The organism is Pseudomonas sp. NY15364 (genome assembly GCF_048068235.1).
In the GTDB taxonomy this organism is placed as follows: Bacteria; Pseudomonadota; Gammaproteobacteria; order Pseudomonadales; family Pseudomonadaceae; genus Aquipseudomonas; species Aquipseudomonas mendocina_D.
Genome location: NZ_JBLUPX010000001.1, coordinates 252,298 through 264,925, shown reverse-complemented (window position 1 = coordinate 264,925; position 12,628 = coordinate 252,298). Strand labels below are relative to the sequence as shown.

Sequence of the window (12,628 nt, the reverse complement as noted above, 5' to 3'; positions counted from 1 at the left end):
CGAGACCATTTCTGCCGTAGCTGGAAAGACACCCTGCAGGTCATAAAACGCGCTCACAGGCTGCGGGTTCCCATACCCATCGCCTGCCGGGCGAACCAGCGCTTGGCTGGCGGCAGCAGGTCGAGGCCGAGCAAACCCAGGTTGCGCCCGGCAGTCAGCAGCGGCTGTGCGTTGCTGAACAGGCGCGTCACCCGGTCGGAGAAGCCGACGGTCATCTGTTGATCGAGCTGCTGCCGTTGCTGGTAACGCTGCAGGGTGGCGAAATCACCCAGCGGCGTCTCGCTGTCGATCAGCACCTCGGCCAACGCCAGGGTATCGCGCAGCGACAGGTTGTAGCCCTGGCCAGCGATGGGGTGCAGGCTGTGCGCGGCGTTGCCCAGCACCACCAGATGCGGACGCACCTGCTCCTGCGCCTCGATCAGGCTCAGCGGATACAGATGCCGTGCACCCACCTGGCGCAAGGCGCCCAGGCGATAACCGAAAGCCTGCTGCAACTCGCTTAGAAAACTCGACTCGCTGGCGCGCAACAGACGTTCGGCGTCAGCCGCGGCGCGTGTCCAGACCAGTGCACAGCGGTTATCGCTCAACGGCAGCAGCGCCATCGGGCCGTCATCGGTGAAGCGCTCGAAAGCCTGCCCACGATGCGCTTCCAGCGGGCTGACGTTGGCGATCAGCGCACTCTGCCCGTAAGGCTTGCTGCTGACGCCGATGCCGAGCTGCTCGCGCAGGCCGGAACGCCCACCATCGGCAAGAATCGCCAGGTCGCAGTCAAGGCAGGTTTCGTCGTTCAGGGTCAGGCGATAGCCATCGTCGAGGCGCTGCATGCCGACCACTTCGGCCGGGCAGCGCCATTCGATCACACCCACATCCAGCGCCTGCCACAGGCAGTGGCCGATCCAGGCGTTCTCCACCACGTAGCCGAGTGCCGGCACGCCTTCCTCGATGGCTTGCAGGCGCGTGGCGCCGAAGCGGCCGCGGTCGGACACATGGATCTGCTGAATCGGCTCGGCCCGCTGGGCGATGCTCTGCCACAGACCGAGGCGCTCGTAGATCAACCGACTGCCGTAGGACAGCGCGGTAGAACGCGCGTCATAGCTGGGCTGGTATTCGCTGCCCGGCGCAAAGGGCTCGATCAGGGCGATGCGCCAGCCACGCTGACGCGCCGTCTCCTGCAGGGCCAGCGCCAGGCTGGCACCGACCAGACCGCCGCCGATAATCGCCAGCTGTACGCGTGACATAGGCTCAGGCCGCCTCGCTACGCGCGGCCGCCATCAACGCCTCGATCTCAGCGACCGACTTGGGCACACCGTTGGTGAGAATCTCGCAGCCCTTCTTGGTCACCACCACGTCGTCTTCGATGCGCACGCCAATGCCGCGCCATTTCTTGGCGACCTTGTCGTTGTCGGGGGCGATGTAGATCCCCGGCTCGACGGTCATCGCCATGCCGACTTCCAGCACGCGCCACTCGCCGCCGACCTTGTAGTCGCCAACATCGTGCACGTCCATCCCCAGCCAGTGGCCGGCGCGATGCATATAAAAGGGTTTGTAGGCTTCGCTGGCGATCAGCTCATCGACGTCACCCTCGAGCAGGCCCAGCTCGACAAGACCGGCAGTGATCACGCGCACGGTGGCCTCGTGGGCTTCGTTCCAGTGCTTGCCGGGTGCGATGTGCTTGAAGGCCTCTTCGTTGGCCTTGAGCACCAGCTCATAGATGGCCTTCTGCTCGGGCGAGAACTTGCCGCTGACCGGGAAGGTGCGGGTAATGTCGCTGGCGTAGCAGTCGATCTCGCAACCAGCGTCGATCAATACCAGATCGCCGTCCTTGAGCGCCGCGTCATTTTCGCGATAGTGCAGGATGCAGGCATTGCGGCCAGCGGCGACGATGCTGCCGTAGGCCGGCATCTTCGCCCCGCCCTTGCGGAACTCGTAATCCAGTTCGGCTTCAAGGTGGTATTCGTACAGACCGGCGCGGCTGGCCTGCATCGCACGCACGTGAGCGCGCGCACTGATCTCGGCCGCCTCCTTCATCACCTTGACCTCGGCGGCCGACTTGTACAGGCGCATGTCGTGCAGCAGATGGTTGAGGGCAACGAATTCGTTCGGCGGCGTGGCGCCCTGGCGAGCCTTGGCGCGGATGTGGTTGACCCATTCCATCAGCCGATGATCGAACTCCTGGTTGCTACCGATGGCGTAGTAGACACGCTCGCGACCTTCGATCAGCCCCGGGAGAATGTCGTCGATATCGCCAATGGGGAAAGCATCGTCGGCGCCGAAATGCTTAACCGCGCCGTCCTGACCAGCGCGCAAGCCGTCCCACAACTCACGCTCCGGGTCGCGTTCACGGCAGAACAACACATATTCACCGTGCTCGCGGCCAGGAATCAGGGCCATCACCGCCTCCGGCTCGGGGAAACCGGTGAGGTACTGGAAGTCGCTGTCCTGGCGGTAGACATGCTCGACGTCACGATTGCGGATATACACCGGCGCTGCCGGCAGAATGGCGATGCTGTTGGGTTCCATCTGCGCCATCAGCGCCTTGCGCCGACGGGCATATTCGGACTTGGGGATGCTGATCAAGGCAGGCTCCGACGAAAATCAGTGCAGGGACGGTTTGGCAGCAGGTGCCGCAGGCTTGGCGCACTCGGTGAACAGCAACAGCGGCGCCACACGCAGGTATTCCATCACCTCCATGTAGTCGCTCTCACCATCTTCGGATTCTTCCAGGGCGCTCTGCACCTGGGCGATGGCGGAGAGATCCTGCAACACTTCCATGGCTTCGGCGCTCAGCGCACCGTCGCGAACGGTCAGGCCAAAACCACCGAGAAAGCCCTGGCACCACTGGCCCAGAGCTGTTGCGCGCTGCGCCAGCGGGGTTTCGTCATCCGGCAACAACAGCACCACGGTGACGTCTTCGCTGCACAGCTCACCCTTGACCATCTCCTGCAGGCCGATCAGCGCCTGGCGTACGTTATCCTGCGGCTCGCCGCCGAGCAGATCGGCAGCGTCGAGCAGCCAGGCATCGGCCTCGAAGCCCGCGCCAGCGCAGCTGCGACCGAGCAGCAGGCCATGCAGTTCGGCAGGAGAAACGGAATGCCCGGCACTGTTCAACAGAGCGGCGAAGGCGGCGTAGGGAGAACTTGGAATCGACATAGATAGCTAGGCGCCAGGCGGCGCAATCTCTAGAATGGAGGCCTCGTATCCTAGCACCGGCAGACGCGCCAAGACCATCCGAGGCCGCCGGTGTGATGTCGTCATCTGCATCACATCACTGCCAACCGTGGTTTGACCCAAGAAGGGCGCTTCTAGAAACGTAGGCGAAGCAGTCAGCACAAGGCAAAAACGAGCGAAAAACGGTCGGAGTCGCGTTCGACTTTACGAGTTGCAATTAACATTTTGAGCTTGTTTTTAACGCAGTGATGACAACGCAGGTAGTTTTTAGAGGTGCCCTGAACGGGACAGGCCTATATAGTCCAGCCATTCCCTCCCATAGCGAGAGCCCATGGAAGACGCCGAACTGCACGCATTGACCGCCAAGCTGGAGCTGCTGATCCAGCGTGTCGAGCAGCTAAAGGCTCACAACCGACTCCTGCTGGCGAATGAACAGGCCTGGCGCGAGGAACGCGCTCATCTGATCGAAAAGAACGAATTGGCCCGGCATAAGGTCGAATCGATGATTTCGCGCCTCAAAGCCCTGGAGCAGGACTCATGACCCAGTCGAAAACCGTGACCGTCCACATTCTGGACAAAGAATATTGCATCGCCTGCCCGCAGGATGAACGCGCCAACCTGGAAAGCGCTGCCCGCTACCTGGATGGCAAGATGCGCGAGATCCGCACCAGCGGCAAAGTGATCGGCGCTGATCGCGTTGCCGTCATGGCCGCGCTGAACATAACCCACGACCTGCTGCACAAGCAGCAGCGCCTGGACCAGGACGCCAACTCCACCCGCCAGCAGGTGCGTGATTTGCTCGATCGCGTCGACCAGGCCCTGACCGACGACTCGACATCCTGAGCACCGGCATGCCTGCCTGTTCGTCGCAGACTGCCCCTCAAGTGCTCCATTGGGGTATACTGGACGCAACTTCCTGGGGTGTGCGCCAGTCGGTGATGTCCCTGAGCCGATACGCACAACCACGGGGGTTGCAAGTTGGGGCCGGTGTGCATGTCCGCCTGACGGAAAGCCTTAACGCCTCCTGCAACCTCCACCTTGAACTTTCGGGTTCAAGGGCTAAACCGACAGCGGCACGCCGGGAAGTCATCTTTTCCAGCAGCGCGTTTCAGCACTGCTATCTGCCTCAGCACAACCTCACATCATGACCACGTCCAGCATTCCCAGTCGCCCGCAACTGCGCCGCGTGCTGCGTCAGCGTCGACGTGCACTCAGCCGCAGCCAGCAACGTCTGGCCGCACGCAACCTATACCGCCAGCTGGCGCAAAGCCCGCAGTTTCGCCGCGCCAGGCATATCGCCCTGTACCTGCCCAATGACGGCGAGATCGATCCGCGCCCGCTGCTGGCCGCCGCACAGAAACGCGGCAAGCACACCTATCTGCCAGTGCTAAGCGCCTGGCCACGCACCAAGATGGTGTTTCAGCGCGTCAGTCGGCACGAGAAACTGGCGGGCAATCGCTTCCGCATCCTCGAGCCGCGCCCGCAACCCAAACGCCAACGCAAGGTGTGGGCGTTGGATCTGGTACTGCTGCCGCTGGTGGGCTTCGATGATCGTGGCGGGCGCCTGGGCATGGGCGGCGGTTTCTACGACCGCAGCCTGGCTTATCTGCGAATGCGCAAAAATTGGCACATGCCGACACTACTGGGTCTGGCACATGAATGTCAGCGGGTGGATGAACTGGCCATGGCCAGCTGGGACGTGCCCCTGCAGGCGACGGTGACGGACAGGACGTGGTATTGAGTTGAGCGATGCGGCACCGCGTTCCCTGCGGCGCTTACGCTGGCTGCCCGCGAATCAGGGCTGCTGCGTTACATTGATCGGAGCGTCGCTCTGTCGCTCCCAAAGACTCTGGGTGTAACCCGTGGTAACCACACCCAGACTGAACAGTACGACGAGAACCCACAAAAGATCTGGCTTGCGTTTCATTTATTGCCTCCCCCTTCAAGGCAATGCGCGCGTTGGTCGCGCGTTATTGTTTTATCCAATACGACAGCGCCAAGCGTTTAGCCGGGCATTTTCCTTCAGTGCCATGCACTGTGCAATTTCCGACGCCAACCGGCCGTCGGAGATCCCCCTCAAACGAGCGTCCGCTTACGACAGACCTGCAGGAGCAAAGTTCATGCCTTATTGGCTGATGAAGTCCGAACCCGATGAATTGTCCATCCATGACCTGCAGCGACTGGGCAAAACGCGCTGGGATGGCGTGCGTAACTACCAGGCGCGCAACTTCATGCGCGCAATGCAACCGGGCGACCTGTTCTTCTTCTACCACTCCAGCTGCCCGCAACCCGGTATCGCCGGCATCGCGCGTATTGCCGGCGAGGTGTATCCGGACCCAACCGCGCTGGACCCACACAGCCACTACCATGACCCCAAGGCCAGCGCCGAGAAGAACCCCTGGAGCGCCCTGGACGTCGAGTTCGTCGAAGCCTTCGACGAGGTACTGGCGCTGCAACACCTGAAGAACAACCCGCTCCTGGCCGAGCTGGCCCTGGTACAACGCGGCAGTCGCCTGTCGGTGATGCCAGTCACGGAGGCCGAGTGGACGGCGATTCTCGCCATGCGTTGAGCCCCCCACAGCAGTGTGCTATCACCACAGCACGCTTCAGGAGTTATCCATGCCAGCATCCTCCGCCTGGCCAGCGCGCCTCGCGCTGGCGCTTCTCTTATTGGTGCTGAGCAGCGCCAGCGTATTGCTATGGCGCCAGATCGAATCTGCGCAACTACAACGCATCGACGAGCGAGTCGGCTACCAGGCACGCAGCCTGGCACGGCAGCTGGAAAGCACGCTGCACCTGGAAGTGGCCAGCCTCGAACGCATCGCCCGCTTGTGGAACAGCCTCGGCCGCCTGCCACGCGCCAGCTGGGACGAAGAGGTGGAGCTTGCCCTACGCGGCTTTCCTGCCTACCAGTCGATCCAATGGGTTGGCCCCGACCTGCATATGCGCTGGCTGCTGCCAGTAGCCGGCAACGAAGCGGCGCTGAATTTTCGCCTGCACCCTGAGCACCCCAATTACCCATTGGCGATGGAAGCTCGCGAGAGCGGTGAACAACGCTTCTCCAACAGCTTCGATCTGGTCCAGGGCGGACGCGGTTTTGTTCTCTATACACCGCTGTACCGCGAGCTGAATGGCAGCAAGGTGTTCGACGGTTTCCTGCAGGGCGTATTTCGGGTCGAGCCGCTGATGCTGCAGCTACTCACCCAGATCGACCGCCAAGCCTTCAACCTCGAATTGCTTGAGAACGGCCACAGCCTGTTTCGTCATGGAGCAGTAGATTCCGAGACGCAGCACAGCCTGCAACTGCACCTGAGCCTGCTCAACAATCAGGGCTTCAGCCTGCGCCTGAGCCCCACTGAACAACTGCTCGATCAACTGGACTCGCCGCTGCCCGACGTCGTGCTCGGCGCCAGCCTGACCATCAGCCTGCTGCTGGTTGCCGCCCTGGCTCTGGCGCTGGAGAACAGCCGCCGAGCCCATGCCCTGCAGCAGGCCAATCGTCGCTTCAAACTGGAAGCCGAACGCCGTGAAGAAACCGAGCAACGCCTGCGCGAGAACCGCGAGCGGCTACAACTGGTACTGGACCTGACCGACTCCAGCCATGACGGACTGTTCATCTTCGACAGCAGTACCCGCGAGCTGCTGCACATGAATCAGGCCACCTACGCCACGCTCGGCTACCGCCCCGAACAGTTCGCCGAGCTACTGCGCGATGATCCAGAGAGGCTCCTGCCAGGCTTTCACAGCTGGCTGGAACAGGCGCGCCAGGCGCAAAGCAACAACCTCTCGCGGATTTTCCAGCGCGAACTGATTCGCCGCGACGGCAGCCGGCAACCGGCAACCGGCCGAGATCAACACCCAGCTGGTGCAACTGCATGATCACGAATATCTGATCGCCGTTTCCCGCGACAACAGCGAGCGCCTGCAACTGGAAGCGCAACTGCAACGCCTGTCGCAACTCGACGGCCTGACCGGCCTGTACAACCGCCGCCACTTCGACCAGCAACTGCTGGCCGAATGGCGCCGCCTGCGCCGCCTCGACGCGCCCCTGGCGCTGTTGATGCTGGATATCGACCACTTCAAGGCCTACAACGATGCACTCGGCCACCTCGCCGGTGACGACGCCCTACGCAGAGTCAGTGCAGCCCTGCGCGACAGCCTGCAACGCGAAGGCGATACGGCCTGCCGCTACGGTGGCGAGGAGTTCGCGATCATTCTCGCCAACACCAATCAGGAGGGTGCCGAGCAGGTCGCCGCACGCATCCATGCGGCGGTTGCCAGCCTGGATATCAAGCACCCGAGCAGTCCGCTGGGGCGCTTGACCCTGAGTATCGGCATCACCGTAGTGGATCCAGTGATTGACGAACAGCCAGGCGAATTGCTCGCCCAGGGCGATCAGGCGCTGTACCATGCCAAACATGAAGGGCGTGACCGCACCTGCCTGTGGCAGCCGCCCGTGCTTGACCTGCATCAAGCCACCTAATGCGCATTCGACAGACAATCGACAGGTCGTGAAAACCCCGCAACCGGGGTTCAACAGGGAAGCCGAAATGATCAACGTCAAATCTCGCCAGGCCGTTCTGCTCGCTGCCGCCGTCGCCGTACTGGCTGCCACAGCCTGGTGGCAGCTGCGCCCGAACGGCCTGGGCGAGGGCTTCGCCAGCGGCAACGGACGCATCGAGGCCACCGAAGTGGATGTGGCCACCAAGCTCGCCGGGCGCGTTGCCAGCATCGAGGTCGATGAAGGTGACTTCGTCGAGCCAGGCCAGGTTCTCGCGCGCATGGACACCCAGGTGCTCGAAGCCCAACTGGCGCAGGCCCGCGCCCAATTGCGCCAGGCCGAGAATGGCCAGACCACCGCCGCCAGCCAGATCAGCCTGCGCCAAAGCGAGAAGCTGGCCGCCGAAGCCGTGGTGCGCCAGCGCCAGGCCGAACTGGATGCCGCGCGCAAACGTCACGCGCGCAGCGCCACCCTGGTCAAGCGCAACGCCCTGCCTCAGCAGACGTTGGATGACGATCTGGCCCGCCTGCAAAGCGCCGAAGCCGCGCTGGCCGCCGCGCGCGCCCAGGTAAGCTCGGCCGAGGCCGGTATCGCCGCCGCGCAATCGCAGGCCATCGAAGCGCAATCGGCGACCGAGGCGGCCCGAGCCAGCGTCGAGCGCCTGCAGGTGGACATCGATGACAGCCTGCTCAAGGCGCCTCGCGCCGGTCGCGTGCAATACCGCGTGAGCCAACCCGGTGAAGTGCTGGGTGCCGGCGGCAAGCTGCTCAACCTGGTGGACCTCACCGACGTCTACATGACCTTCTTCCTGCCCGAACGTCAGGCCGGTCGCGTCGCCCTCGGCAGCGAGGTACGCCTGGTGATCGATGCCGTACCGCAGTACGTGATCCCGGCCAGGGTCAGCTATGTCGCCAGCGTCGCCCAGTTCACCCCGAAGAGCGTGGAAACCGCCAACGAGCGCGAGAAACTGATGTTCCGGGTCAAGGCGCGCCTCGATCCCGAGTTGCTGAGCAGGCACCTGCAGCAGGTCAAGACCGGCGTACCGGGCATGGCCTACCTGCGCCTCGACCCTGACGCCGAGTGGCCCGCGCATCTGGCGATCAAGGTTCCGCAATGAACGCGGCGGTCGCACGCCTGAGCGGCGTCGGCCTGCGCTACGGCCAGACCCACGCGCTGCAACAGGTCGAGCTGGCACTGCCGGCCCGCTGCATGGTCGGCCTGATCGGCCCCGACGGCGTCGGCAAGTCCAGCTTGCTGGCGCTGATCGCCGGGGCGCGCAAGATTCAGGACGGCCGCGTCGAAGTGCTCGACGGCGACATGGCCGATGCCCGTCATCGGCGCAATGTCTGCCCGCATATCGCCTACATGCCGCAGGGTCTGGGCAAGAACCTCTACCCGACGCTGTCGGTGTTCGAGAACCTGGATTTCTTTGGCCGCCTGTTCGGTCAGGACGCTGCCGAGCGCGAGCGACGCATCGAAGACCTGCTGCGCAGCACCGGTATGTCGGCCTTCCGCGAGCGTCCGGCGGGTAAGCTGTCGGGCGGCATGAAGCAGAAGCTGGGGCTGTGCTGCGCGCTGATCCACGACCCCGACCTGCTGATCCTCGACGAGCCAACCACCGGCGTCGACCCGCTGTCGCGCAACCAGTTCTGGGAACTGATCGCGCGCATTCGCGCACAGCGTCCGCAGATGAGCGTGCTGGTGGCCACGGCCTATATGGAGGAAGCCGAGCGCTTCGACCACCTGGTGGCGATGGATGCCGGACGCGTGCTGGCCGAAGGCAGCCCGGCGGAACTGCGCGTACGCACCAACAGCGCCAGCCTGGAACAGGCCTTTATCGCCTTGCTGCCCGAGGAACGCCGCCGCGGCCATCAGCAGGTGCTCATTCCCCCCCTGCAAGACAGCCAAGAGATCGCCATCGAAGCCAAGGGCCTGACCATGCGCTTCGGTGATTTCGTCGCCGTCGACTCGGTGTCGTTTCGCATCCGCCGGGGCGAAATCTTTGGTTTTCTCGGCTCCAACGGCTGCGGCAAGAGCACCACCATGAAGATGCTCACCGGCCTGCTACCGGCCAGCGAGGGCGAGGCGCTGCTGTTCGGCCAGGCGGTCGACCCGCGCGACATGGCCACGCGCAAGAGGGTCGGCTACATGTCCCAGGCGTTCTCCCTGTATGGCGAACTGACGGTGCGGCAGAACCTGGTGCTGCACGCGCAACTCTTTCACGTACCCGCCGAGGAGATCGAGCCACGCGTGGCGCAGATGGCCGCACGCTTCGACCTCGGCGAAGTCATGGACATGCTCCCCGAGCGCCTGCCATTGGGCATCCGCCAGCGCCTGTCGCTGGCCGTGGCGGTGATTCACAAGCCGGAAATCCTGATCCTCGACGAGCCCACCTCAGGCGTCGACCCGGTGGCGCGTGACGGTTTCTGGCAACTGATGCTCGACCTGTCGCGCCAGGACGGCGTGACCATCTTCATCTCCACCCACTTCATGAACGAGGCGCAGCGCTGCGACCGAATCTCGCTGATGCACGCCGGCCGCGTGCTCGACAGCGACACGCCGCAGGGTCTGATGGACAAACGCGGCCTGGACAACCTGGAAGCCACCTTCATCGCCTACCTGCAGGAGGCGGTTGGCGAGCAAGCGGTCAGCGAGGCGCCGCCGCTGGAACAGGCGCCGCCACAACAGCGTCAACGCTTCAGCCTGCGCCGCCTGCTCAGCTATGCCCGCCGCGAAGCGCTGGAGCTGCGCCGCGACCCGATTCGTGGCGGCATGGCGCTGCTCGGCACCGTGCTGCTGCTGTTCATCATCGGCTATGGCATCAGCCTCGACGTCGAAGACCTGACCTTCGCCGTGCTCGATCGCGACCAGACCACCACCAGCCAGGAATACCACCTGAACCTGTCCGGCTCGCGCTACTTCCTGGAGAAGGCGCCGCTCTCCGACTACGACGAGTTGGAACGGCGCCTGCGCAATGGCGATATCAGCCTCGCCGTGGAGATTCCGCCGCACTTCGGTCGCGATCTCAAGCGCGGCGACAATCCGCAGATCGGCATGTGGATCGACGGCGCCATGCCGACCCGCGCCGAAACCATCAAGGGCTACGTCACCGGCCTGCATCAGCACTACCTGGCAGAGCTGGCGCGCCGCTCACCCCAGCCGCAGGCAGCCAGCGCCGCCGAACTGGAAGTGCGCTACCGCTACAACCCGGACGTGGAAAGCCTCAAGGCCATGGTGCCGGCGGTGATCCCGCTGCTGCTGATGCTGATCCCGGCGATGCTCACGGCGCTGGGTGTGGTGCGCGAGAAGGAGCTGGGCTCGATCATCAATCTCTACGTTACCCCGGTCACCCGCCTGGAATTCCTGCTCGGTAAACAACTGCCCTACATCGCCCTGGGCTTGTTCAACTTCATCCTGCTGATGCTGCTGGCAGTCACGGTGTTCGACGTCCCGCTCAAGGGCAACCCGCTGACTCTGCTGGCCGGCGCCCTGCTCTATCTGGCCTGCGCCACCGGACTCGGCCTGCTCATGTCGACCTTCACCAACAGTCAGATCGCCGCCGTATTCGGAACCGCCATCGTCACCCTGCTGCCGGCCATCCAGTTTTCCGGGCTGATCTACCCGGTGGCCTCGCTGGAAGGCGCGGGCGCGCTGATCGGCCAGCTCTACCCGACCTCGCAGTTTCTGGTGATCAGCCGCGGCATCTTCTCCAAGGCGCTGGAGCTGCAGGACCTGACCGGCTACTTCACCGCTCTGGCCCTGACCATCCCTCTGCTGACGCTGCTCAGCGCTAGCCTGCTGCGCAAACAGGAGGAGTGATGGAACGCCTGGCCAATATCCTCCACCTCGGCATCAAGGAGCTGCGCAGCCTGCAGCATGACCTGGCGCTGGTACTGCTGATCATCTGGGCCTTCAGCATGGGCATCTACTCGGCCGCAACCAGCATGCCGGAGAGCCTGCACAACGCCGCCATCGCCGTGGTCGACGAAGACCAGTCGCAACTCTCCGAACGGCTGATCCAGGCCTTCCAGGCGCCCTACTTCCGTACCCCGCAACGTATCGACCTGAACGAGATGGATCGCGGCATGGATGCCGGGCGCTACACCTTCACCCTGAACATTCCGCCGAACTTCCAGCGCGACGTGCTCGCCGGTCGGAGCCCGGCAATCCAGCTCAACGTCGATGCCACCCAGGTCAGCATGGCCTTCACCGGTGCCGGCTACATCCAGAATATCGGCGCCAGCGAGGTGGCCGAGTTCGTCCGCCGCTACCGGGGCGAGCTGCAGCAGCCAGCCGAACTGGTGGCACGCATAGAGTTCAACCCCAACCTGACGCGCGCCTGGTTCGGCTCGGTGATGGAGGTGATCAACCAGATCACCATGCTGTCGATCATCCTCACCGGCGCGGCGCTGATTCGCGAACGCGAGCACGGCACCGTCGAACACCTGCTGGTGATGCCGGTGACGCCACTGGAAATCATGCTGGCCAAGGTCTGGTCGATGGGGCTGGTGGTGCTCTCAGCTGCGGCGCTGTCACTGCTGCTGGTAGTGCAGGGCTGGCTGCAGGTGCCGATCGAGGGTTCGATTGCGCTGTTTCTGGTTGGCGCGGCGCTGCACCTGTTCGCCACTACCTCGATGGGCATCTTCTTCGGCACGGTGGCGCGCTCGATGCCGCAATTGGGCCTGCTGATCATCCTGGTACTGTTGCCGCTGCAGATCCTTTCCGGCGGCACCACGCCGCGCGAAAGCATGCCGGAGCTGGTACAGCAGATCATGCTGGCGGCGCCGACCACCCACTTCGTCGCGCTGGCCCAGGCCATTCTCTATCGCGGCGCGGGGTTCGCGATCGTCTGGCCCTACATGCTGGCCATCGCCGGCATCGGCGCGCTGTTCTTCGTCGCCGCGCTGACGCGTTTTCGCAAGACCTTGGCACAGATGGCCTGAACAACCCGGAGCTGGC

10 protein-coding genes, 1 other RNA gene and 1 pseudogene are annotated in these 12,628 nt (G+C 63.9%); 9 read left to right on the top strand and 3 right to left on the bottom strand.

Annotated features, from left to right (window positions below):
* Nucleotides 1-53: 53 nt before the first annotated feature.
* Genes ubiH through ACNFCJ_RS01270 form a run of 3 tightly spaced genes read right to left on the bottom strand, consistent with a single transcriptional unit; the run spans nt 54 to nt 3,150 of the window.
* Nucleotides 54-1,238: a 2-octaprenyl-6-methoxyphenyl hydroxylase gene (gene ubiH / locus ACNFCJ_RS01280; RefSeq protein WP_416769316.1), complete on the bottom strand. Its 1,185-nt coding sequence runs from the start codon at nt 1,236-1,238 to the stop codon at nt 54-56.
* A gap of 4 nt (nt 1,239-1,242) precedes the next feature.
* Nucleotides 1,243-2,577: a Xaa-Pro aminopeptidase gene (pepP, locus tag ACNFCJ_RS01275; RefSeq protein WP_256835621.1), complete on the bottom strand. Its 1,335-nt coding sequence runs from the start codon at nt 2,575-2,577 to the stop codon at nt 1,243-1,245.
* An 18-nt stretch (nt 2,578-2,595) separates the two neighbouring features.
* Nucleotides 2,596-3,150: a YecA family protein gene (locus tag ACNFCJ_RS01270; protein ID WP_179575214.1), complete on the bottom strand. Its 555-nt coding sequence runs from the start codon at nt 3,148-3,150 to the stop codon at nt 2,596-2,598.
* 349 nt (nt 3,151-3,499) lie between these two features.
* On the opposite strand from ACNFCJ_RS01270, the gene ACNFCJ_RS01265 reads away from it, so the two are divergent.
* The 9 genes and pseudogenes from ACNFCJ_RS01265 to ACNFCJ_RS01225 all read left to right on the top strand — a co-directional run bounded on the left by ACNFCJ_RS01265 (nt 3,500) and on the right by ACNFCJ_RS01225 (nt 12,612).
* Nucleotides 3,500-3,709 (top strand): TIGR02449 family protein, encoded by a 210-nt coding sequence (locus tag ACNFCJ_RS01265; RefSeq protein ID WP_013713533.1) that lies wholly within the window; start codon nt 3,500-3,502, stop codon nt 3,707-3,709.
* Nucleotides 3,706-4,011: a cell division protein ZapA gene (locus tag ACNFCJ_RS01260; protein ID WP_116617675.1), complete on the top strand. Its 306-nt coding sequence runs from the start codon at nt 3,706-3,708 to the stop codon at nt 4,009-4,011. The genes ACNFCJ_RS01265 and ACNFCJ_RS01260 overlap by 4 nt, the downstream gene beginning before the upstream one ends.
* A 67-nt stretch (nt 4,012-4,078) precedes the next feature.
* Nucleotides 4,079-4,257: non-coding RNA, 6S RNA (gene ssrS, locus ACNFCJ_RS01255), on the top strand.
* 55 nt (nt 4,258-4,312) lie between these two features.
* Complete coding sequence (locus tag ACNFCJ_RS01250) at nt 4,313-4,909, top strand: 5-formyltetrahydrofolate cyclo-ligase (RefSeq protein WP_416769313.1); 597 nt, start codon at nt 4,313-4,315, stop codon at nt 4,907-4,909.
* Between the two features lie 379 nt (nt 4,910-5,288).
* The gene (locus ACNFCJ_RS01245; protein WP_143504650.1) at nt 5,289-5,738 is read left to right on the top strand and encodes an EVE domain-containing protein; all 450 of its coding nucleotides are present in this window, start codon (nt 5,289-5,291) and stop codon (nt 5,736-5,738) included.
* Nucleotides 5,739-5,787: 49 nt separating this feature from the next.
* Nucleotides 5,788-7,651 (top strand): annotated as a pseudogene (locus ACNFCJ_RS01240) (diguanylate cyclase).
* A gap of 67 nt (nt 7,652-7,718) precedes the next feature.
* On the top strand, nt 7,719-8,786 hold the full coding sequence (locus tag ACNFCJ_RS01235; protein WP_416769309.1) for an HlyD family secretion protein: 1,068 nt from the start codon (nt 7,719-7,721) through the stop codon (nt 8,784-8,786).
* Nucleotides 8,783-11,488, top strand: coding sequence for a ribosome-associated ATPase/putative transporter RbbA (gene rbbA / locus ACNFCJ_RS01230; protein ID WP_416769308.1), 2,706 nt, complete (start codon nt 8,783-8,785; stop codon nt 11,486-11,488). The genes ACNFCJ_RS01235 and rbbA overlap by 4 nt, the downstream gene beginning before the upstream one ends.
* Entirely contained in the window at nt 11,488-12,612 is a 1,125-nt protein-coding gene (locus ACNFCJ_RS01225) for an ABC transporter permease (RefSeq protein ID WP_343352057.1), read from the top strand. Before rbbA ends, ACNFCJ_RS01225 begins: the two co-directional genes overlap by 1 nt.
* Nucleotides 12,613-12,628 lie beyond the last annotated feature (16 nt).